Raw genomic sequence first — 21,694 nt, 5'->3', positions numbered from 1 at the left:
TATTCCACTTTTTGCAGCCGACATTGTCGGGGTTATCTTTGGCATCATCTTCGTGATTATCAGCATTGGGAGCGCTATCATGAATGCTGCCAAGGAAAAAAATAAACCCCAGCCTGGAAAGCAGAAACAGAAGGCGGCGCTGCAGCAGGAATTAGAAAAATTTCTACAGGATGCGATTAATCCTCAGCAGGAGAAAAAACAAAAACCTGCCAACGTCGAAATTTTTGAACTTGACGAAGAGGATTTCAAAGCAGAGACTCCGGTCCAGCAAGTTCCCCAACGTCGCAGGCGTCGACAGCAAAAGTCACAACCATCTCGTCCTCAACAAAAAAGGCAAAGCCAACAGTCTGTTCGCAGTTCGACCGAAAATCAAAGTGCCAAACAGCATTTAACGCTGAGGGAGCGATCAGATATTGAAGCACAAGATCGCAAGGAACGAACAGGAGGGGATCTGCGCGATCGCATCGAAGAAAAGCATCAATCTCATATCTCGTCAAGTATTCACGGTCATCTTACCAGCAAAGTCAACAAGCATCTCATAGGATCTTTTGGGGCTCATGCTGATGAAGAAAAACGTGCTTCCAGATCAGAGGGAGTGAAAGTCATCAGAGGGTTGATGAAAAATCCTCAATCATTACGCCAGGCAATTATTTTGAATGAAATTCTCTCCCCTCCCAAATCACTCCGCCGTTCCAGATGATACTCTTTCACAGCAGTTCGCTTTGAATTTGTTTGAAACGGTCAATGCTAAGAAAAGCGAATGAGTAAAGCAGATTCCCCGATTGATGTATTGTTGTTTGCAGGTCCATTTGAAGTCAGAGGAACCTCGGCTTACACCTTGCGCCTGGCACAACATGCGACCAATTATGGAATCAATACATGTGTGATATGTCCTGATGCATCCAAAGTTGATCCCAGTATTCGATCTAATCTGGAGATGTTAGAGTACCGAAATTTGAATGTACCGTTACTGGGTCAAATAGTATTACGGCTGGTACAGCAGGAATTATTGAAACAACCACCAGACCTGATTCATATCCAATCCAGGCATGTGCTTCCACAAGGGCAATGGCTTGCCAGAAAAATCAAACGTCCATTTATTCTGACCGTGAATGATTATTTGCAGAGCGATGAAAAGCTTCGGATTGATATGCGATGGTGCAGAGGGATCATCACCGTCAGTGAATCTGTCAAAAAAGATTTATTAGCCCGAACCAGTTTGCCAGAAGAGTTGATTTTAGTGATTCCCAGTGGCGTGCATGTACCCGATCATTCACAACTTTTGCCGGTATTGTCACAAGATCATCAGCCTGTTGTAGGGACAGCCGGTCCGCTGGAAGCCATCAAAGGGCTCCCCTATTTTTTAGGAGCTGCAAGCCGTGTGTTAGCAGTGAATCCGAATGTCCAGTTTTTGATTTCAGGCGCTGGTCCCGAGGAAAGCAATCTTCGTTATTTAGCACGTGATTTGGAAATTTCGGAAAATGTGACTTTTGTTTCGAATCTCTACGATTTCTCTATTTCGCTCGAAGCAATGGATATCTTCTGTCTGGCTTCGTTAAGACAGGGGCTGGGAACGATCATGCTGGAAGCGATGTCATTAGCAAAGCCGGTCATCGCAACAGGTGTGGGGGGGATTTATTCGGTCATCCGTGATGGGGAGACAGGATTAGTGGTTCCTCCTTCAAATAGTGAGGCGTTAACCAACAGCATCCTCATGTTATTGAAAGATCCACTCAAAGCGCGTGCGATGGGTGAGTCGGCACGGGAACTAGTCAGACAAGAATTTCGTGTAGAAACGATGGTTGAGAGAACTGTTGAACAATATAAACTGGCGCTGCATGTTGCGTCGTGAGTACGTCATCATTCAATGATGTCTCGGCCATGAATCTCAGGTTTCGTGCTGTTAATTCCTTATACTGAAAGAGACGATGCGAGCAGAAATAATAGCGATCGGCAGCGAACTGACGAATGGAGAAAAACTGGATACCAACAGTCAATGGTTAAGTACTCAATTAGCTTCCGTGGGAATATCCACACACTTTCATACGACCATCGCTGACCATCTCGACGAGCTTGTTGAGCAATTGCGACTTTCCATACGACGGTCTGATCTGGTATTGATCACAGGAGGACTGGGCCCCACGTTAGACGATTTAACGCGACAGGCGATGGCGGAATTAACCGGAGCAGATCTGGCTCTGGATGAGAATTCGCTGCAAATTATTGAAAACATGTTCCTGCAACGCGATCGAGAGATGCCCGAACGAAACCGGATTCAGGCTCTGTTTCCCCAAGGGTCTGAACCGATCGAAAATATGCATGGAACCGCGCCTGGAATTTGGATGGAAGTGCCTCGTGAAAATTTGAACACGAATTGCTGTATCGCTGCGATGCCCGGTGTACCTTCGGAAATGAAGCCGATGTTTACTCAATCAATTCTTCCCCGACTTTCCACGGGAACGAACGTGATTCGGTTTGCCCGCATCAATTGTTTTGGGATGGGTGAATCGAAAACAGAGGAAATTCTGGGAGACATCACCAGTCGTGGACGTGATCCCGAGGTCGGAATCACGGCACATGAGGCGACAATTACTTTACGGATTAAAGCCACAGGTAAATCAGTAGAAGTCTGCGAACAGAAAATTTCAGAAACCTGTGACCTGATCCATGAACGGATTGGCGATTACATTTATGGATATGAGGACGAAGAACTGGAACATGTGGTTGTAGCGCTGCTCAGCGAACGGGGGCAAACGCTGGCAACTTGTGAATGTGGAACGGGAGGTCTATTGTCTTACCGATTGACGGATGTGACCGGTTCGACTACTTGCTATGCCGGAGGAACCATTTCCGGAATGCCTGGTTTGCCAGCCGACCAACAGAATAATTTGGTAGACGACGGATATCAATTTAGTGCTTCTGGCGCCATTTCTCTGGCAAAAGAAACACGAGAAAAATATGCAAGCAATTATGCACTTTCGATCGTTCTGGACGTGAATCAGTCCTGGCAAGACGCAGAAAATATTCCACAGGCGTTTATAGCCTTGGTTGCTGAGGGGGTTGAGTTAGTCGAAGAAATTGGATTAACAGTCAACCGGGCGATTGCGAAAAGCCGCGTAACGAAAGCGGCTCTCAATTTATTAAGAAGTGATCTGACGCGTCTCTGAAGTAGAACTGTAAAAACATCATGATCAAGCGGCATGCAGTTCTCTGGCTTGTTGAGACCAATTGATCCAGTCTGTGATTTCACTGAAGTCCGGTTTTTTAGCGCCTCGGAGAAGTCGTTCTCCTTCATAAGTATTTACAAACGCCTGTACTTTTTCGAATAATTCATTCGGTGAAGAACGTGCGATCGCATCGGGCTCAAAAAAGCCGCAAGCAACTAGAACCTGTGCGTCATGGCCTCGTAAACCAGGAATGCAGCAAACCAGCTTCGCTTGTTTTTTCCATTGACGAATTTTCTGTTTGTTGATGTGGCGTCTCTTCAACTTTCCGGAGACGAATTCGGGATTACACTCCAGAAAATCATCGATAGTAAAGATACCAATTCTTTCCAGCCGTTGTGCTGTTTTGGCGCCAATGGAGGGGGCTGATTCTATGGGCATCGAACGATTCAAATAAAATGGCGGGATCGACGGGCTGAAACAGGATGAAGCATCATGCGGACTGTCTCTGCGAAATGCTCGCTGTTCGTGGGATCTTTCGGTATCGGATGTTTGTTCCATTTCGGGATTAGACTGCGTCAAGGCAGGAGATGTAGTGGATTGAGACTTCGTATCCTGTAACAAGATGGGATCGCCACCATGTTCTTCAAACAGTTGGGATAGATGTAGATGGCAGGTGAAGAACAGGATTTGCTGCCCTTTTTCAGCAACGGCATTTAAAGTTTTAATAGCAGCGATTGTTCGCTCCTGGTCAAAATTAACAAGCACATCATCCAGGATCATGGGGAGCTCGACGCCGTTATTTCGAAAACGCTCTACCATTGCCAGGCGGATTGCCAGAAAGAGTTGCTCGCGCGTACCACTGCTGAGTTCACTTACGGTGAGCGTATGCCCTTGTTGATCGTCAATTTTTGGGAACTGTTCACCTAGAGGAGTCCAGATATTTGTATATTTCCCATTAGTCAGTTGGCTAAGATATTCAGAAGCAATTGCCAATGTCTCTGGTTGACAGGTTCGTTCATATTCTAAACGTAACTGCTTCAAACCTGTTTTTGAAAGTTGATTTGCGAACCAATTTGTACTGGTCTGTTTAATTTGTTGGAGAATCTGTTCTCGTTCAAAACGTAAATGAGCCGAGCTGCGATCGGTTTTGGCGTTTTGAAATTCCTGTTTTAACCGACCCATATTTTCGGCGGTTCTTACCAGATCTTGCTCTATGTCTTCCAGTTCCAGGTTCAGCATTTCGAGATGTTCGGTGTTATCATCCAGATTGAAATTCAGTAGATCTTCTTCGACAATCGCCATTTCCTGTTCGGTGCGGCTGATATGTTCCAATTCAGTCTGTGCATCCTCCAGGAGATTTTCAATTAGAATCCGTTCTTCAAGAGAGGTTGCTCGTTGAACGAATTCTTCGCGATTTGATGCGCTGCCCTGAATCATCAGGCTTGAACGTTTCTGTTTCAGTTCCTGAATATTTAATTGGATGGAGTCTGATTGCTGTCGTAGTTTTTTTTCTTCTTTACGCAGGCGAGCGCAGTCTTGTTGATGCACGGAGAGTGTACCGAGTTCGCGTTCCCATTCTGCTATGACATCGAACGGTTTATCGAAATTATGGTTTCTGCGGTCCATCCGTAACCCTAAGTCACGTACGCGCTGGTTGAACTGGTTGATTATTTCACCGGCTGGTTTGATTTGACGTTTTATCTGATCGAGCTGGTTCGCATATAAATTCGCATTGGAAACTCGATGCCACATTTGAAATGCTTCAGTGGTTTTCAGCGTTTCTGTTAAACCTAATTGTTTGAGGCATTCACACCAGTCATGCCGCTTGCTGCTAAAAAGACGCTGTATTTCCTGGGAACGATTTCTCAGTTTTACGAGTAGCTGACGTGTTTTTTGTGCTCGTTCTTGCTCGGTTTTCAACTGTTCCAGTTGACTGATTTTGAGAGCCAGTTCATGCAGCAAATCTGTACGGAGAATATTTTCTTCGTTGTAATTGAGGGCAGGGATATTGTTGTGCTGTCTATGGCTGGTTAGCGAGTGTCCTTCAGTAATTATTTTGAGGGCAAAGAATTCGTCTTCCAGCAGTAGCTCGATTTCCTGTTGTGTTTCTCGCAAGTGAATGTCTAACGTTCGGCTTTCATCTTGTAATTCTTCTGCTTGATCATCGATATCAATTTCATAATGTTTTTTAAGAGCCCAGGCAATTCCACCTAAAAACATTCCTGAGAGACAATAAATCAATCCGACGAGAACCGCATCCGAAACACCACGCCATACGCCGGCAACAATCAACAGCATTCCAGCCAGGGCAAAACCAAATAAGGATTTTTTAGCCCAACTGGGGATGCGAGCGTGAGACCGTAGTCGCGATAACTGTTCTTGAAGCGCTTCCTGCCGAATGAGAATTTCAGATTCCCGAACCCGTAACTGGCTGAGGCGTTCCAGGTGTTTCATTCGTTCATGGGCTCTTCGCATTTCTTCTTCAATCGAATTCCCATTAAGCAACTCGCTTGATTGTTCCTGTAGTTGGACTAATGTTTGCTGATATTTCCGGGAAACTTTTTTATAACGCTGATGTGCGTTTTTGCGTTTCGTGCAGGCAAGTTGATAAGCACGTGCTGCCTGAATGAGGCATTGATTATTATCGGGCGTTGTCTGAATCTGCCTGATGTCACTCAGGGTCAGATCCTGCGTGAGATGTTTGTTTAATGCCTGTTCTACATCGATTCTCTGAGATTCGCCTTGCTGATACTGCTGTTCCAGATCGGCTATCCAGGCTTTCTGGTCAGACAGACTTTGAATGTCAGGAGCAAAATTGAGGAAATCATTGGCTGACTCGTAGCGCTCAATTTCTTTACCGAGTCTTTGGATCTCTGCTTCGAGTTCTATTAGCTTAGCTTCGAGCTGTTTCAAATCCTGGTCGTATTCATTCAGTAAGGCGACACCATTTTCTGGAAAATTCTGAATGATGGGTAGTTGTTTTAATTTCTGACGCAGAGTTTGTACTTCCTGCCAGGGTCTCCAGACGCGATCCAGAAAACGATGCCCCCGGATCTGATATTGTAATCCTGCTTTGCGTTTTTTGAGGCTGTCAGATTCAGAGCGTAATTTCTGTAATTCACCCGTCAAATTGAAAAAACGCTCTGCCTGTTGTTTCAGATCTTCGAGTTTGGAATTCACATCATCAAGCCGCTGATACAGATCAACCAGTTTTCCGGTTTTGAAGTTGTCGCTGAGCAGCTTTTGTTGTGATTGACCTAATTGATCAGACGCATCAAGAATGGCCCGCCCTTCCGGTCCTAAAGAGAGGCCATAAATATGTTGCGCTACCTGATCGCCGTGCAGGGTGCCCAGTTCCTGCAATTCATTTAAGCCGATGGCAAATATGTTTTCATATACGGTTTCATTCACACCGGCATGCAGGGATGTGAGCAGATCCTGGCTGGAAGTCCCCTTCGATTCTCCCTGGAACCAAAAATGACCATTTGCTTTGGAGTTGGTTTTGCGACGGATTTCGTAACGTTGTCCTTTATGTTGTATATCTAATAAGCCTGACCAGGGAACGGCATCGGAAACACGGGAACCTGCCTGAATTTTTTCCAGGTGAAAACCATAAAGAATGCCGCGAATCATGCGCATTAAAGTTGATTTACCGGTTTCATTCGGACCATAAAATACATTGATCCCCGCATTCAGGGGAGCAAGAGTCAGGTCTTTCCAGTTTCCAAATTGATCGACGTGGATTCTGGTAATTTTCATATGTGAACTTCCTCGCCCGACGAGATGCTAAGCCAGCTATGTCCGTTTTGGATAGCCTTATTAAAAACGTGTTGCTCATTCACCTGTTCTGTTAACGCGCTGAGACGTCGCTGCCAGGTTTGATCAAGCTGAGTTGATTGTGTGATTAATTGGTTCAATGGCGATGTTGATTCAGTCTGAAATTCTTCAAGTTGTTGCTGATACAGTTTTATCAAGCCAGACTGTTCTGTTTCGGAATTCGCGTTTGTTTCTTGAAGATAATATGATTGTTCAAGCAATAACGGCAGACGATCATTGGTTTCGTTTGCGAATTCGGAGCTTAAACCAGCCTGGTTTTTGAAGCTTCGTAGAGTCTCGAAGAGCTCGCCAGACCCTTTGATATTCCAACGTACCATCCATAACTTTTCATGGTTCTTCGGAGTTCGAGTGAGCAGGGCTTCTTCCATCAGCTGTTTGAGCTGATTGCGAGACGTTTCCGGATTCAGATTTATATCGATCACTAACCAGCGAACGACGGCGACGTTTAACGGACGATGGTCCCATTGTTCTTCCGGATTGATTGTGACTAACGTAACACCATTGCTTTTACATTCATCGAAGTTGAGTCCCTGGCCTGCACCTGGATGGTGGGCAATTCCCGGCTGCATTTCGAATGTGTGTCGCTGAGTTCCTTTACACAGTGCAAGATAGTCAACGGGCACTTCGTTTGTTTCTTCTGACGAACTAAGCGGAGCTGTTAACTTCGTCTCAGATGGCTGGTTCACCGGATCTGTCGTTGAATTGGTTATGATACAGCCTATCGAAAATACACGTTGGTTATGCTGATTAAACAGCTGATTGCGTTTCTCCAATTTTAAAGGCTGGTGTAGTTTGTAGTGAGAGGCATCCAGAATTTGAAGTGTCGCCACTGTTTCTTCATCGTGGATAATATCGAGTCTTTCATAATCCTGAGGCGAGAGAAACGTAACGTTAGCAGGCCAGTTGGATTGTAAATCCCAGGCACTCAAGGGATCGTGTTGTCCGGGAATAACGAAGACCTGAATATTTTTTGACGCCAGATGCTGAAATCCATCAATCAGCGCGATTCTGGCGCGTATGCTGTAATCTTCGTCGATAAAAGTGTTGCCCGTCAAAAGCAAGAAATCAATTTCATATTCCAGGCACGCTTTGATGATTCCATCGAAGGTCTCCAAAGTGCAGTCTTCGAGATGGGTTTGCGACTCTCTGGAAACCGCACCGACTCCCTGAGGTTGATGGTCGAGGCGCAGGTTACTTGCGTGGATAAAACGGGTTGGCACAAATGGCATGGCAGACTCCTTTCCGCCGCACGACCTGTATATGTGATAATTCGTATGAAAACACGGGATGCAGGTATGCTGTTGAGATTAATATTTCGACTCGAAGTGTACTTCACTATGAAGTTAATGAAAAGTCGATTCCACGGAAAAATGTCTGGAGTGTACCCGGAATCGAGAGTTCCTGTTTCTTTGAATCAACGAAACTACGAATGATGTGAACTGGCTAACTATCGATCTAGCCTGTGTCCAGGTTTCCTGTGGCGTCTCCAAGGCTATTTGAAACGAGTATAATAGAATGAAAGGCGCTATGGTTAAATGGGATGCGCTCTAGTTACCCAGCCAGGAAGGGATATCCGGATCGTGGTACGTTTCCAGCAAGGCGTGAGAGACTGTAGAAACTAACTCTTGTCGCTTGAAGGGCTTAGACAGAACTCCATAAGCATCAGCGGCGCTGGCATCTTGCCGTAACTCATCTGTTGCGTCTGCGGTAATGAGAATGCAGGGCAGAATGGCATTAATTTGCTTCATGATCCGGACTGCTTCCAAGCCTGTTAGAACGTCCATGTGCATATCAAGCAAAACGAGATCGACCTGGAATTGCTCAACAAGCTCAATAGCCTCTTCTCCCGATTCGGCTTCAAACAGCTCGAAATAAGGATTGAACAGCTCTTTGAGTACGTTGCGAAACCCGGCGTCATCATCAGCAATCAGTAATTGATAAGGGGTCTGAGACCTGGCATTCACCATGATTTCTTTCACCAATTCATTCAGAAGCCAACCACATATCCGCGGGAATTTAAGCTAAGACTAGCCCATAATTCAAATCATGCAAATATCGTTAGAACAAAGAGAAGATTAGCAAATCAGATACCATTACCCGATATAAAAGGGAGTCTCTTTGTAAGTAGTTACATGGGAAGTGGTTAAATTATGTCTCGCAGTTACATAATTTAGCAGTTCGAAATCACTCTGCAATGTTTCTTTACAATAAAAAGAGGATTTCGCTGTCAAATAGGCAGTAGTCTGCTTCAGGACGGGGAACCTGTGCAAAAAGATTTGCAAATGTGAAAAGTTGATCAGCGGCGTTGATCTTTTTCGCGGAGAAAGCAGTTCTTTCCAGGGCGAACTGATGATTCTATCTTGTCTGGAAAGTGACCAGATTCAGCCAGAAAGAATTAGCCATTGAATTCTGAGAAGATCAAAGAGATGTTCTGACCGCCGAATCCAAAGCTGTTTGAAAGCGTCGTTGTTACCTTTTTTTGACGTGCTTCATTGGGAATGTAATCCAGGTCACAATCCGGATCGGGGGTTTCATAGTTGATTGTGGGAGGGACGACATTATCTCGAATGGCCATCAGACAAGTGATGGCTTCGACGCTTCCCGCAGCCGCAATCAAGTGTCCCATCATGCTTTTGATACTGGAAACCGGAACTTTATAGGCTGTTTCGCCTAATGCGCCCTTGATGGCTCTGGTCTCGACTTTATCGTTGACCGCGGTACTTGTTCCATGTGCATTGATGTAATGAATATCTTCGGGATTGGCATTCGCATGACTCATGGCCATATTAATACATTTGATAGCACCGCGTCCTTCTGGATGAATGTCGGTAACACGATAAGCGTCTGCGCTGGAGCCATAGCCAACCAGTTCGCCATAAATTCGAGCACCACGTTTTTGGGCTCGTTCCAGATCTTCCAGAATCATCATGCCGGCACCTTCGCCGAGCACAAATCCGTCCCGGTTTCGATCGAAGGGTCGCGATGCTTTAGCGGGATCATCATTGTGTGTTGAAAGCGCTGTTAGCAGGCTGAAGCCAGTTACACCAAAAGGATGAATCATACTATGTGCACCACCAGAAAGCATGATGTCAACGTCACCCCGACGAATAAGTTCCGACGCTTCACCAATTGCCTGGCTGGAGGCGGCACAAGCGGTTAGACAGTTGAGATTCGGTCCTTGTGCATTGAACAAGCTGGCCAGATGGCCGGCCGGCATATTTGGTTCTTGCTCGAGTTCGAAAAGTGGATTGAGCTGTTCCAGTCCCACTTTGGTAAATTTTTCCAGGTCAACCTGACCATCGTTTTGAGCTTGTGCGATGATCTTCATGAATTTATAGAAATCTTGTTGCCCTTCACCAGCTCCCAGATAAACACCGAATGTCGCGGGATCAAAATCATCATCCAGGATGCCAGAATCATTGACAGCTTGTGTTGCTGCACCGATGGCGTAGCGAATGTTGCGACCGGAATGTTCAAAGCGATCGACGTTGTCTACATAATCTTCCAGATGGAAGTCATGCACTTCTGCAGCGAATCGGGTTGGAAAATTTGAGGCGTCGAAATGAGTGATATTGGAAACGCCGCATTGGGACTCCTGAAGTGCTTTCCAGGTGTCTTCCACAGTTTTTCCCAAGGGAGTAATAGCGCCAATTCCTGTAATGACAACACGGCGGTTCATAGCTTCGAATTCTAGTTTTTTAAATTGAATTTAGTTGCAGCAGACAAATCACAAGATTGTTTGACCCAGCCCGAAGTGATTTGCTGCCAGATAATTTATCTGGTTTTCATATAGTGGAATTATTATTGTAGTCCATTTAGAATCAAGGCCTCCATACCAAGGTTCCAAAAATAGCTGACTCAAGCCTGATCTTCGCCGTTTCCTGCTTTGCCGACATCAAGAATGCCCAGTAGATTCATTGAAAACACAAAGTTTTTCTGATCAATCGCGCCAAATTCAGAATCACTCTGGTCGAGGTGAACAAAGATGATGCTACCTTCTGCAACCAGACGATCTCCTACCATGGCGGTGACGTCAACGGCCCCTCCTTCGTCCCCTGCGTTTGTGATTTTTGCCGAATAAATCAGTTGATCTCCCGGGCAAGCCCAGCTGTGAAAGGTCATCTGTGGTACTTTGGCCAGGATCACAATATGTTCAAAATCATTGATTTCGCCCAGCAGAATCCCTCCGGTTTGTGCCATACCTTCGATCATCAGAGATCCGGGCATCACTGGGAAACCGGGAAAGTGGTCATGCAGATGCTCTTCAGCAAGTGTGACGTTTTTCACACTTTTTGCAGAATCACCACGTTCGAATTCAATAAAGCGATCTATCCAGAACCATCGCATTTTGATGAACCTTTAAGTTGCTGGGTTACAGCACATGTAAATTCAGCGAATCAGTGACTGAATGCTGTTTTGAAATCAATGAAATTCTAACGGAGGCGTACAGCCCGCAATCGCGAGCTGTGCGCGTTAGTCAGCTTGCCTCCGTTTCTTCGATTAGGCAAGACGTGCTTCAAGGAAGTTGACCAGCATATCAACAGTAAACAGATCCTGCATTTTTTCTACTTTGGGATCTTCTACAAATGTATCCAGGTTTGCGTGTGGCATCTTTACGCGCAGTTCTGCAATGCCTGTTTCAGTAAAGACACCGTCTTTGACAAAGCCAGAGTCTGAGGAAGCAATATTCTCCGGGAACAGTTCACCCCGTGGAATTTTGATATCGAATGCTTTTTCCAGACGGAATGCGATGTCAAGAAAGTCAATAGATTCTGCTCCGAGGTCACCCATGAGAGTGGCCTCAGGCACGACTTCGTCATCATCCAGTCCCAGAGCATCCACAAGTGTTTCACGCACGGAATCGAAAATTTCATCTCTAGTTGGCATCTGTAATTACTCCTTGGTTCGACCTGATGGTCGCTTGGTCTCGCCGACCCAGCCTGATTAAAAACTATTTGGCGAGAAGAATAGTCTTGACGGTTTTCGTTATCGATAAGTTGAATTGACCCAATTCGAGTGATACCAATAACACAAAATATTTCTTCCGAAAACGGCAACAAGCTGCTTCGGATTGACCTGAATTAAATTCCACCCAAAGTGAGTCCGCCGTCGACGGCCAGTGTTTGACCGGTAACATAGGATGACTCGTTACTAGCGAAAAACAGTACCGCATTGGCAATGTCATCCGGAAGACCCAGGCGTCGAGCGGGGATATGTTTCTTGATTTGGTCGCCGGCCGCGTTCCGCACGTCGACTGTCATATCCGTTTCAATAAAACCGGGAGCTACCGCATTAACGGTGATCCCCCGTTTTGCCAGTTCTGTTGCCAGGCAGCGGGTAAATCCAATAATTCCCCCTTTACTGGCGGCATAGTTCGTTTGTCCCGAGTTACCAAAGTGGGCAGCCACGCTCGACATATTGATGATGCGTCCATACCGCTTTGACATCATGGGACGAGTGACCGCCTGGCAGAAGTTAAATACACTGGTCAGGTTGGTATCAATCACCGCTTGCCAGTCTTCTGATGACATAGTAGCCAGAAGGCCATCTCGAATAATACCTGCGTTATTAACCAGGATATCGATTTTTTCCCACTTTTCAATGACCTGATTGACGACCGCATCTGCTGCTGCTTTATCAGCTACATCTGCTTGAATCGCAATCGCCTCACAATTTTGGTCTGCGAGCTCTTTCACAATTTGCTCTGCTGCTTCCGCACTGGATTGGTACACAAAAGCAACCTTTGCCCCTTCCCGGGCCAGGGTCTGCACAGCGGCTTTTCCAATGCCGCGGCTACCACCGGTTACCAGAGCTATTTTTCCATCCAGTTTCATACTATTCCCAATCTAGTTATTTATGTTTATCTTGATTTCTTTGAACGATACCGACTATGCAGACGGCTCAGGTTTCAGGAAGTCATTTGCTTACTTGGTTTCCAAAGTTGTCTAAACTGTGTCTGCAGATCTTTAATACGCTCTACATCATTCTCTGCCATCGACGGGTTTTTGTCCCGCAAGTTAAATTGCTCCAGTACAATACGACCGCTGACAGCTGTTTCACCTTCAACTTCACTAGTGACCTTAAATGTGCACAGGTTTTCTTCCCACTTATGAACGTTCAAAGAGACTTTGAGTTGTTTGCCCGGGGTCACAAAACTATTAAAGCGAATACCCTTTGTTTGTTTCAGCAGAACCGTGCTGTACTCAAAATCATTTGTGTAACGCATCAGCCAGGCACCAGCTTGCACGATGGATTCCACCATTAATACCCCCGGCATCACAGCGAAACCAGGGAAATGGTCCTGTAAGTATTCTTCTGCCAGAGAAAGGTTCTTGATCGCCGTAATCGACTTACCTTTCTCTAATTCCAAAATTTGATCGACGAGCGAAAATCGCATGTCTGTATTGTCTCGCTACCTGTAAGGGAAGGGTAAACCGGGAGAGCAGATGTATGCCTGCTGATGAGACTCACTCAATTCACAGTGATAGTCAAACCGGCTTAAATATAGAAACCTCTATTGATAATCGAACTGACCCAAAACCATTCGATTCTTAAGAGTCACTGGAAACGTGGCAGTATAATTCCCTGTTACCTGTTTCTCAAGCTAGGCGCTCATTAGACAATCCTGAAATCCTATGAAAATTTAACCTTTCGTGATTCAGTGTTGTAAGTGTCTATTGTTTAAAGCCTTATGTGTTTGGGTGTTCGTACCGATTAATCTGATTTTATGAATGGTAACCTCGTCTCTTTTGGGAACGATTCAGACTGCATGCCATGAGAGGCGGTGGTTTTATCTATTTTTGAATAAAGGCCCTAACTTTTTTGACCATAATGCTTTAGTGAACTAAATTTAAGTAAATGAAATTGCCAGCTGTTTGTGGCTAGTGTCTCTATGAAGTATCGCGTTTTATTGATTTAGCAGGTTTAAGCAAATGAATATAGTACTAGATGCCGAGCAAAAAATTGAATCTAAACAGGATTCTCCGAAAGTGGTTTCTTCAACTCAATCGAAACCGTTAGAACCAATCTCATTCCGTCAGTGTTTTCTTAATTCTGAGCGATTGTTAAAGGTTCAGAGAAGTCGTTTTGACTGTTCCTGGAATCAAGTTCTTTCGAAAGTACTAGAAAAATCGGAAGAAATAACAGAAGGTCCCGTGAAACAGAAGGAACAAAATTCATACGAGCGTCGTGAATTTCCGCGCCATGCCAGTGAAGCGATCGTCCTTGCCTTGGATCATGCGGGACAAAATCATTCCGTTGAAAGGGACCCGCTAAGAGATAAGGGATATGTAATCAACGTCAGTCGGAATGGAATTTCATTTGCATCTCGAACCCAATTCCAATTGCGCGATGAGTTGCCGCTACATTTGGAAGATCAGCTCGTGAAATTAACCCTGGATGTGACTGTATCTGTCGTTCGTGCTACCCCGCTTGACGATCAATTCTGGCGTACTGATTGTAAACTGCTGAGTCCGCTAAACGATCAGCAGATTATACAGTTAAAAGAACACGCCTCATCCTGCTATGCTGGGTAAGATGTATTAGTTGCCCTGTGGTGGAACGCCAAGTGACTTACCGCCGTCAATGCGAAGGGCCGTACCCGTTACCATTAAAGCGTCTTTACTTGCCAGATAACAAATTGCAGAGGCAACTTCTTCCGGTTTGATCATTCTTCTGTTGGCAGCAGCGATCGGGCTGGCACGAATCATTGATTGAGTCAGACCTTCCGGGTCAGCAGCGTTCATAATATCATCATTCATCATTCCGGTTTCCCCTACCGGTCCGGGGCAGACACAATTGATCCGGATGTTATTTTTGCCATGACAAAGACCCAGGCTCTCGGTGAGTGCCACGACAGCGTGTTTACTAATTGAATAAACAGGATCGTGCACTCGGGGGAGTAAACCGGCATTGCTGGCCGTATTCACAATGGCTCCTCCTCCGGTTGCCAGCATGTATTTGATCGCATGCTTACAGCCAAAAAAAGTTCCTTTGAGATTCGTATCAATGCATGCGTCCCATTCGGCTTCGGTTACCTGATGAATCGGCTTTACTAAACCAATGCCAGCATTGTTTACCAGGATGTCAATTCTTCCATACTTGTTGATTGCCTGTTCGATCAACGCCTGGACCTGAGATTCTCGGCGTACATCGCAAATCACTTCCTCGATATCCAATCGGGAGAACGATTCTCTGTTTTCCGAGAGATGTTTTATGTCGCCCGCAAAGACATGGGCACCGGCTTCCGCCATCATAATGGCAGTCGCACGACCGATCCCATTACTACCGCCGGTGATAATGGCGACTTGATCCTGAAAATGGTAGCTGTTTGTCATGATTCCAGATTCTGAAAAAAAGCTCAAAAATTAGTGTTCCCATGTCCTGTTTCTTGGGGCCTGTCATTCATCAAGCGGACAATTCACCTGTTTTGTGAGCACTCCGATGTGATATAATGGATGTAAGATATATTATTAAAATGGTTTATGTAAATTACGTTGGACTAGAAAATCCAAGGATTCCATTAGAAATGATGGGAATTATCATTGGAAAATGTGTAAAAGCGAGTATTCTATAAAAAGCTAATTAGTATAAAATACGGATATTATTCAGACTCGGTTCGAATGTTTTGAACTTTGAGGATGTTAATACATTAGCGAGGCGGTCTTCTTTTCGCAAATTGCCTTTTCAAAGTGGCCGCTATAGTTCTATACAGGTTTTATCCTGTCTTTTTTCAAACCTGTCTTTTTTCGAAACAGTGGAGAATTAGAAAATGCATCGTTTTTCTAAACAACTATGTGTTGTTTTTGCTTCTGCGATCTGTGCCGGTTCATTGGTGTCTCTCGCGGATGCTGCTCCTCCGGCAAGCAGGGCGAAGGCATTTTCTACCGGATCATTTGACCCTTTTATTGACTATATCAACGGTCAAATTCGTCAGGGTTGGAAAGATAATGAAGTAGAGCCTTCTCCAGTTGCCACTGATGCAGAATGGCTGCGACGCGTGCACCTGGATCTGATCGGTCAAATTCCATCCGCAGAAACTGTCGAAAAATTCGCCAAAGATCGTGATACCGCGAAACGATCAAAAGTAATCGATCAATTATTGGACGATCCTGCTTATGTGCAGAACTTCACGAATGTGTGGACGAATTTGCTCATCGGTCGCCGTACACCTCGCCGCGTAAGTCGTAGCGGGATGCAGAAGTTTTTGCGTGAGGCATTTGCTAAAAATCGTCCCTGGAACGAAGTAGTCCAGGATCTGGTCACTGCAGAAGGACATTTTGAAGAAAATGGTGCTGTGAATTATCTGTTGGCACAGATGCAGAATAATGATGAAGGGGTCCAGGTTACAGCGGCAACAACACGTTTATTCTTAGGCATACAGGTACAATGTACTCAATGTCATAACCATCCGTTTAATGACTGGAAACAGAATCAATTCTGGGAATACAACAGCTTCTTTCGCCAGATGCGACGCATCAATCACCGTAAGACTGATCCCAAAACAGGACGTCAGGTTGACGATTACTCTGAAGTTGTCTCCACTGGCTTTAATGGTCCTGTTTATTATGAAAAACGTTCTGGGTTGATGCAGGTTGCCTATCCGATTTTCGAGAATATAAAAGTCGATCCGCAAGCAGGTATCGAGCGCCGTAAGGAATTCTCCAAATTGATCGTTAAAGGCGAGAAACCATTAATCGCTTCAGCAATCGTAAACCGAATGTGGGGTTATTTCATAGGCTATGGGTTTACGCGTCCCGTTGATGATATGGGACCACATAACCCTGCCTCTCATCCAGAATTATTAGCCAGGATGACCGAAGAACTGGTCAAGAAAAAATATGACCTCAAGCAACTGGCACGCTGGATCTGTAATAGTGAAGCATATAATTTGACCAGCCAGTTTGGTCGCAAGAATGAAATTGACAGCCCTGAGAAAGGAGAATCTCCCCTTTTCTCTCATATGTATGTCAAGAATATGTCGGCTGAGCAGCTCTACGATTCGTTGATCGTAGCCACTGGTGCTCACAAATCGGGTCAGTCCAACTGGGAGCGGGCTGAAACGCAACGTCGCCGATGGATGGGCCAGTTTATGGTCGCCTTTGATGGCGATTCAGGCGATGATTCCACGACTTTTAACGGCACCATTCCTCAGGCATTAATGATGATGAATGGCGACCTCACAAAAAACGCCATCAGTGCCGATAAAGGGAGTTATCTGAATCAATTATTATCAGAGAAGAGCAGCGATCAGGTAAAAATTCGTAAAATGTTTCTGTCTACTTTGAACCGTTACCCGGATCGTCGTGAAATCAAAGGCGCCCAGAGTCTGGTTGGCAGTTCGAAGAATAAATTATCCGCCTATCAGGACCTTTACTGGGCACTGCTGAACTCAAATGAGTTTATCTTCAATCATTAAAATCGAAATCGCGTTCTGCATTAAATTTTCAACAAACACATTTTCACCACAATAGAATCAAAAGAAGGCATTTGTTATGACAATTCTCAATCCCTATGGAATGACGCGTCGGCATTTTTTGAATCATGTCGCGGGTGCTGCGACAACGATTCCCACGATGCATTTCCTGTCTCATCTAGAAGCAAATGCCAGCCAGGTCAAAAAACAGCAAAAGGCATGTATCCTGATTTGGATGCCGGGCGGACCACCTACAATTGATATCTGGGACCTCAAACCTGGTTCAAAGAACGGGGGAGAGTTCAAGCCAATCAGTACGAAAGGTGACATGCAGATTTCTGAGCATATGCCTCAGACCGCTCAAGTCATGGGCGATCTTTCATTGATTCGATCGATGAGTACTCGTGAAGCGGATCATGCCCGCGGGACTTATTACATGCACTCTGCATATGTTCCTAATCCGACTGTGGTTCATCCGACATTTGGTTCGGTCGTCAGTTACGAATTAGGCTCTCGCCGTAAAGAACTGGATATCCCTTCTTTCATCTCAGTTGGTGGTAGTCGGGGAAGCGCCGGATTTTTGGGGATGGCTCATTCTCCCTTTGTTGTTTCCAGCGATGGAACCATTCAAAATGCAGAAATCAACATGACGGAACAACAGCGATTAGGGCAACGGCTCAATATGCTGGAAGTTCTGGAGTCCGGATTCATTAAGTCCAAGCGGGGTGAATCTGCCAATTCTCATAAGGACATTTATAAGAAAGCCGTTAACTTGATGACTTCCAAGCAAATGGAAGCATTCAAGGTCGATCAGGAACCAGCGGCCTTAAAAGATGCCTATGGAACCGGCAACTTTGGTAAAGGCTTATTGCTAGCTCGCCGTCTGGTAGAGGTCGGAGTACCATTTATCGAAGTATCAGCTTCCGTTGGGAGTTGGGACCTGCACCAGGGCGTCTTCGATTCATTGAAGAATAATAACCTGCCTCAGTTGGATAAAGGAATTTCAGCACTGGTTACAGACTTGAAGCAGCGTGCGATGTTGGACGATGTGACGATTGTCTGTATGGGCGAATTTGGTCGTACTCCGCGTATTAACCAGAATGTTGGTCGCGATCACTGGGCCGCCAGTTGGACTGCCATGGTTGGTGGTGGTGGACTCAAGAATGGTCAGGCTGTTGGTAAAACCGACAGTGATGGAATTGGTATCGAAGGCAAGAGTTATCTCCCAGGCGACCTCTGGGCAACGGTTTCTCATGCGTTGGGAATTCCATTGGATATCGTACATACATCAAAACGCGGTCGTCCCATGAAATTAGCCAATGGTGGAACTCCCATCAAGGAGTTGATTGGCTGATTTAGAAACAGTCATTGAGATCAATGAAGCCATAAAACAGCGGACGCTCGCCAAGGGTGCTTCCGCTGTTTTAATGTCGATTCAAAAATTTAGTCTGAGCAAACAAAAATTGATGTAACAAAATTGGAATTCTTTTGACAAGTTCGACTGACCAACCTGTTTTTCCTGATACCGAATCTGAGCAAGGGCGTGAATTTATCACGTTATTTACCAAGTCTCAGAGGCGCATTTATTTGTATATTCTCTCGGTGGTTCCTCATCCATTGGAAGCGGAAGAGATTTTGCAAAATACAAATTTGGTCATCTGGAAAAAAGCACAACAGTTTGAAGCTGGTACTAATTTTTTTGCCTGGGCTTGTCAAATTTCACATTACGAAGTCTTAAAGTTTCGGAAAAAACGAAGCCGTGACAAGCTTCAATTTAGCGATGAATTCGTTACTCAGGTAGCAGAAGCTGTAAAAGAGAATCAGGACATTTTTGAGTTACGTCGCAACGCGTTAACTTTCTGTCTTGGCAAATTGCGAAAGAAAGATCGAGAGTTAATCCAACGACGCTATCAGGGAAGTCATCAGGGCAAGGAAGTAGCTGAGGATTTGGGGCGTCCCGCAAATTCTGTTTATCAATCTCTAGGTCGTGTAAGACGTACTTTATTCGAGTGTATTAATCGTTATATAGCATCAGAGTCCTATAGTCATGAGTAAGAAAGAACTGGAATTAGCCGAACTTTCTTTGCTGATGGAAGCATTGTGCGAAGAACGTCTCTCTACCGTGGATAAGATGCGTCTGGAAGAAATCGTACTTTCAGATCCTGATGCTATGCAATACTATCTGAATTATTCACATCTACATGGAACACTCTACTGGGATCAGGCATTGGGCTCCGATGCAATGATTCCGGTCACGATGCCTGTTCCAGAAGCGGAATTACCGAAACCAATTCGGAAGCCTGCAATCACTCGCAGAAAACAATTAAGTCTGGGGTTGGCAACAGCCTGCTTATTGGTGTTGTTCGTTGTTGCATTCAATTCATTTACGAAACAGAACGAATCCCCAAATCTAGCCGAAACTCCGATCGAACGGAATCAGGTACCCAATGGTCCCCGACATATTTCCGAGAATCCGGTTTCCATTCCATCGACTCACGCGCGATCAATTAAGATAGAGCCCGCAAAACATCCAATGCTGCAATCTCAGAATGGGGATCCTGTCGCGTTAAACGATGATCGCCCTTTGATTGCAATCAGACCAAAGCAGTTAGCGCCAGCTGAGAAACTGCCATCAGACGCTTCTGATGAAGCAATCATTACGTTTATCAATCGTCGTATACAGGATGGGTGGGAAGCAGCTAATATCACGCCTTCCTCTTTCGCTACCGATGAAGAGTGGATCCGGCGTGTGTATCTTGATGTGATAGGTCGTATTCCTACTCCAGATGAAGCAAAACAGTTTTTGGCATCGAAGCAGGCTGATAAGCATCAACTGCTGATAGAATATCTGACCGAAGATCCTACTTATGTTACTAACTGGTCGACGATCTGGACACGATTGTTAATTGGCCGTTCGACTTCTCGCGAGATCAACCGGCAGGCTTTGCAAGATTTTCTGGTTGATAGTTTTGCAGCAAACCGTCCCTGGAGTGAGATGGTTTATGATCTGGTATCTGCAGAAGGCGATTCAGAAACCAATGGCGCAACCAATTTTCTCCTGGCACACTTGAATAACGAAGCAGTTCCCGCGACCGCGATTACGACTCGCCTTTTTCTGGGAACTCAAATTCAATGCACACAATGTCATAACCATCCTTTTAACGATGCAACTCAAAGTCAATTCTGGGAAATCAACAGTTTCTTCAAGCAGACAAAAGTTGTTCGTAGCAGGAAAATGGACGTTGTGGGAAAGCAGGCACCGAAGTTGGAGTTGATTTCGGTTTCCAACGGAGGGACGACTTTCTACGAAACACGACAAGGCCTTGTTCAGCCAGCCTATCCTAAATTTGCCGGAGTTAAAGTATCGGCTGAAGCGGGTGTAAACCGACGTCAGCAGTTGGCACGATTGATGACTTCAGGCAAGAATAACCAGTTGGCTCGAGCCATGGTGAATCGTATGTGGGCTCATTTCTTTGGTTATGGATTTACTCGACCCATTGACGATATGGGTTATCATAATTCACCCACACATCCTGAATTACTGAATCAGTTAGCAAGTCAATTCATTGACAGTGAATATGACATCAAACAACTGATCCAGTGGATTTGTTTGTCTGATGCCTATCGGCTTAGTAGTCGTTTCATGGATGAGAATGTTTCAGATAATCCTGATGATGGCAGTACTCCTAACTTCAGTCGCATGTATGTGAAGCAAATGACAGCTGAACAACTTTACGACTCCTTGCTTGTCACTGCAAATCCGGATCAGATCATCACTGATTATTCTACGGCATGGAATAAAATGCAGAAACGAGATCGATGGTTACAGCAGTTTGTCTATACGCTCGATAATGAAGAAAATGACGAAACGACTACGTTTGATGGTACGATCACTCAGGCATTGCTGATGATGAACGGCCCTTTGATTAAACATTGTCTCGATTACAAACAGGAGCAGACTATTCTGGCACAGGCGCTGAAAGAACGTAGCCCTGATAACAGAATTAAAAAGCTGAGCCTGGCTGCCTTGACGCGACATCCTTCTTCTCGAGAGTTATCAGAAATGAAACGCCTGATTAAAGAGCGTACTAAGTATCTGATTGCCCGCAACGTCCCATCTCAGACGGCAATTCAACAAAGCTATCAGGATGTCTATTGGGCTTATCTCAATTCCAATGAATTTATTTTAATTCACTAATAGCCAATTGGTCTAATTCGATCTTGGAAGTATTCTTTCGCTGCTTGCGAATTCTACAGCAAATAGCTATAGGTAAAC

At 45.1% G+C, this 21,694-nt stretch carries 17 protein-coding genes; 8 read left to right on the top strand and 9 right to left on the bottom strand.

What is annotated here, in order from left to right:
• The 3 genes from Q0668_RS19965 to Q0668_RS19955 all read left to right on the top strand — a co-directional run.
• Positions 1–700: hypothetical protein (locus tag Q0668_RS19965; RefSeq protein WP_298867884.1), on the top strand; the 700-nt coding region annotated here is incomplete at its 5' end.
• Positions 701–760: 60 nt separating this feature from the next.
• The gene (locus Q0668_RS19960) at positions 761–1,852 is read left to right on the top strand and encodes a glycosyltransferase family 4 protein (protein ID WP_298867882.1); all 1,092 of its coding nucleotides are present in this window, start codon (positions 761–763) and stop codon (positions 1,850–1,852) included.
• Between the two features lie 76 nt (positions 1,853–1,928).
• The gene (locus tag Q0668_RS19955) at positions 1,929–3,167 is read left to right on the top strand and encodes a CinA family nicotinamide mononucleotide deamidase-related protein (RefSeq protein ID WP_298867880.1); all 1,239 of its coding nucleotides are present in this window, start codon (positions 1,929–1,931) and stop codon (positions 3,165–3,167) included.
• Positions 3,168–3,191: 24 nt separating this feature from the next.
• Here Q0668_RS19955 and Q0668_RS19950 read toward each other — a convergent pair whose 3' ends face one another.
• From Q0668_RS19950 to Q0668_RS19915, 8 genes are all read right to left on the bottom strand, one after another.
• A complete protein-coding gene (locus Q0668_RS19950; RefSeq protein WP_298867878.1) occupies positions 3,192–6,926 on the bottom strand; it encodes a DUF4332 domain-containing protein in 3,735 nt (1,244 codons plus the stop codon).
• A complete protein-coding gene (locus Q0668_RS19945; RefSeq protein WP_298867876.1) occupies positions 6,923–8,233 on the bottom strand; it encodes a hypothetical protein in 1,311 nt (436 codons plus the stop codon). The genes Q0668_RS19950 and Q0668_RS19945 overlap by 4 nt, the downstream gene beginning before the upstream one ends.
• Positions 8,234–8,551: 318 nt before the next feature.
• Positions 8,552–8,983: a response regulator gene (locus Q0668_RS19940; RefSeq protein WP_298867875.1), complete on the bottom strand. Its 432-nt coding sequence runs from the start codon at positions 8,981–8,983 to the stop codon at positions 8,552–8,554.
• Positions 8,984–9,399: 416 nt separating this feature from the next.
• A complete protein-coding gene (fabF, locus tag Q0668_RS19935) occupies positions 9,400–10,683 on the bottom strand; it encodes a beta-ketoacyl-ACP synthase II (RefSeq protein ID WP_298867874.1) in 1,284 nt (427 codons plus the stop codon).
• 179 nt (positions 10,684–10,862) lie between these two features.
• Entirely contained in the window at positions 10,863–11,351 is a 489-nt protein-coding gene (locus Q0668_RS19930) for a 3-hydroxyacyl-ACP dehydratase FabZ family protein (RefSeq protein ID WP_298867872.1), read from the bottom strand.
• Positions 11,352–11,504: 153 nt separating this feature from the next.
• On the bottom strand, positions 11,505–11,891 hold the full coding sequence (locus tag Q0668_RS19925) for an acyl carrier protein (RefSeq protein ID WP_298867870.1): 387 nt from the start codon (positions 11,889–11,891) through the stop codon (positions 11,505–11,507).
• Between the two features lie 194 nt (positions 11,892–12,085).
• Positions 12,086–12,838 carry a 3-oxoacyl-[acyl-carrier-protein] reductase gene (gene fabG / locus Q0668_RS19920; RefSeq protein ID WP_298867867.1) on the bottom strand — a complete coding sequence of 251 codons (753 nt, stop codon included), beginning with the start codon at positions 12,836–12,838 and terminating at the stop codon, positions 12,086–12,088.
• Positions 12,839–12,912: 74 nt separating this feature from the next.
• A complete protein-coding gene (locus Q0668_RS19915; RefSeq protein WP_298867865.1) occupies positions 12,913–13,401 on the bottom strand; it encodes a 3-hydroxyacyl-ACP dehydratase FabZ family protein in 489 nt (162 codons plus the stop codon).
• A gap of 535 nt (positions 13,402–13,936) precedes the next feature.
• Here Q0668_RS19915 and Q0668_RS19910 point away from each other — a divergent pair.
• Positions 13,937–14,539, top strand: a complete 603-nt coding sequence (locus Q0668_RS19910) for a PilZ domain-containing protein (protein ID WP_298867863.1) — start codon at positions 13,937–13,939, stop codon at positions 14,537–14,539.
• A gap of 6 nt (positions 14,540–14,545) precedes the next feature.
• Here Q0668_RS19910 and Q0668_RS19905 read toward each other — a convergent pair whose 3' ends face one another.
• Positions 14,546–15,340: an SDR family oxidoreductase gene (locus Q0668_RS19905; protein WP_298867861.1), complete on the bottom strand. Its 795-nt coding sequence runs from the start codon at positions 15,338–15,340 to the stop codon at positions 14,546–14,548.
• 434 nt (positions 15,341–15,774) lie between these two features.
• Between Q0668_RS19905 and Q0668_RS19900 the strand changes: the two genes are divergently transcribed.
• The 4 genes from Q0668_RS19900 to Q0668_RS19885 all read left to right on the top strand — a co-directional run bounded on the left by Q0668_RS19900 (position 15,775) and on the right by Q0668_RS19885 (position 21,616).
• Positions 15,775–17,421, top strand: coding sequence for a DUF1549 domain-containing protein (locus tag Q0668_RS19900; RefSeq protein WP_298867859.1), 1,647 nt, complete (start codon positions 15,775–15,777; stop codon positions 17,419–17,421).
• Positions 17,422–17,497: 76 nt separating this feature from the next.
• Positions 17,498–18,772 (top strand): DUF1501 domain-containing protein, encoded by a 1,275-nt coding sequence (locus Q0668_RS19895; protein ID WP_298867857.1) that lies wholly within the window; start codon positions 17,498–17,500, stop codon positions 18,770–18,772.
• Positions 18,773–18,906: 134 nt separating this feature from the next.
• Positions 18,907–19,473 carry a sigma-70 family RNA polymerase sigma factor gene (locus Q0668_RS19890; RefSeq protein ID WP_298867855.1) on the top strand — a complete coding sequence of 189 codons (567 nt, stop codon included), beginning with the start codon at positions 18,907–18,909 and terminating at the stop codon, positions 19,471–19,473.
• Complete coding sequence (locus Q0668_RS19885; RefSeq protein WP_298867853.1) at positions 19,466–21,616, top strand: DUF1549 and DUF1553 domain-containing protein; 2,151 nt, start codon at positions 19,466–19,468, stop codon at positions 21,614–21,616. Before Q0668_RS19890 ends, Q0668_RS19885 begins: the two co-directional genes overlap by 8 nt.
• Positions 21,617–21,694 lie beyond the last annotated feature (78 nt).

It is taken from the genome of uncultured Gimesia sp. (assembly GCF_937910335.1).
GTDB lineage: Bacteria > Planctomycetota > Planctomycetia > Planctomycetales > Planctomycetaceae > Gimesia.
Note: the sequence above shows the minus strand (reverse complement) of the source record. Positions and strands in the feature narration are given on the sequence as shown.

Excerpts from the sequence above, each read along its gene's own strand:
- Q0668_RS19960 (WP_298867882.1), top strand. The coding sequence starts at position 761 with ATGAGTAAAGCAGATTCCCCGATTGATGTATTGTTGTTTGCAGGTCCA.
- Q0668_RS19955 (WP_298867880.1), top strand. The coding sequence starts at position 1,929 with ATGCGAGCAGAAATAATAGCGATCGGCAGCGAACTGACGAATGGAGAA.
- Q0668_RS19950 (WP_298867878.1), bottom strand. The coding sequence starts at position 6,926 with ATGAAAATTACCAGAATCCACGTCGATCAATTTGGAAACTGGAAAGAC.
- Q0668_RS19945 (WP_298867876.1), bottom strand. The coding sequence starts at position 8,233 with ATGCCATTTGTGCCAACCCGTTTTATCCACGCAAGTAACCTGCGCCTC.
- fabF (WP_298867874.1), bottom strand. The coding sequence starts at position 10,683 with ATGAACCGCCGTGTTGTCATTACAGGAATTGGCGCTATTACTCCCTTG.
- Q0668_RS19930 (WP_298867872.1), bottom strand. The coding sequence starts at position 11,351 with ATGCGATGGTTCTGGATAGATCGCTTTATTGAATTCGAACGTGGTGAT.
- Q0668_RS19925 (WP_298867870.1), bottom strand. The coding sequence starts at position 11,891 with ATGCCAACTAGAGATGAAATTTTCGATTCCGTGCGTGAAACACTTGTG.
- fabG (WP_298867867.1), bottom strand. The coding sequence starts at position 12,838 with ATGAAACTGGATGGAAAAATAGCTCTGGTAACCGGTGGTAGCCGCGGC.
- Q0668_RS19915 (WP_298867865.1), bottom strand. The coding sequence starts at position 13,401 with ATGCGATTTTCGCTCGTCGATCAAATTTTGGAATTAGAGAAAGGTAAG.
- Q0668_RS19910 (WP_298867863.1), top strand. The coding sequence starts at position 13,937 with ATGAATATAGTACTAGATGCCGAGCAAAAAATTGAATCTAAACAGGAT.
- Q0668_RS19905 (WP_298867861.1), bottom strand. The coding sequence starts at position 15,340 with ATGACAAACAGCTACCATTTTCAGGATCAAGTCGCCATTATCACCGGC.
- Q0668_RS19900 (WP_298867859.1), top strand. The coding sequence starts at position 15,775 with ATGCATCGTTTTTCTAAACAACTATGTGTTGTTTTTGCTTCTGCGATC.
- Q0668_RS19895 (WP_298867857.1), top strand. The coding sequence starts at position 17,498 with ATGACAATTCTCAATCCCTATGGAATGACGCGTCGGCATTTTTTGAAT.
- Q0668_RS19885 (WP_298867853.1), top strand. The coding sequence starts at position 19,466 with ATGAGTAAGAAAGAACTGGAATTAGCCGAACTTTCTTTGCTGATGGAA.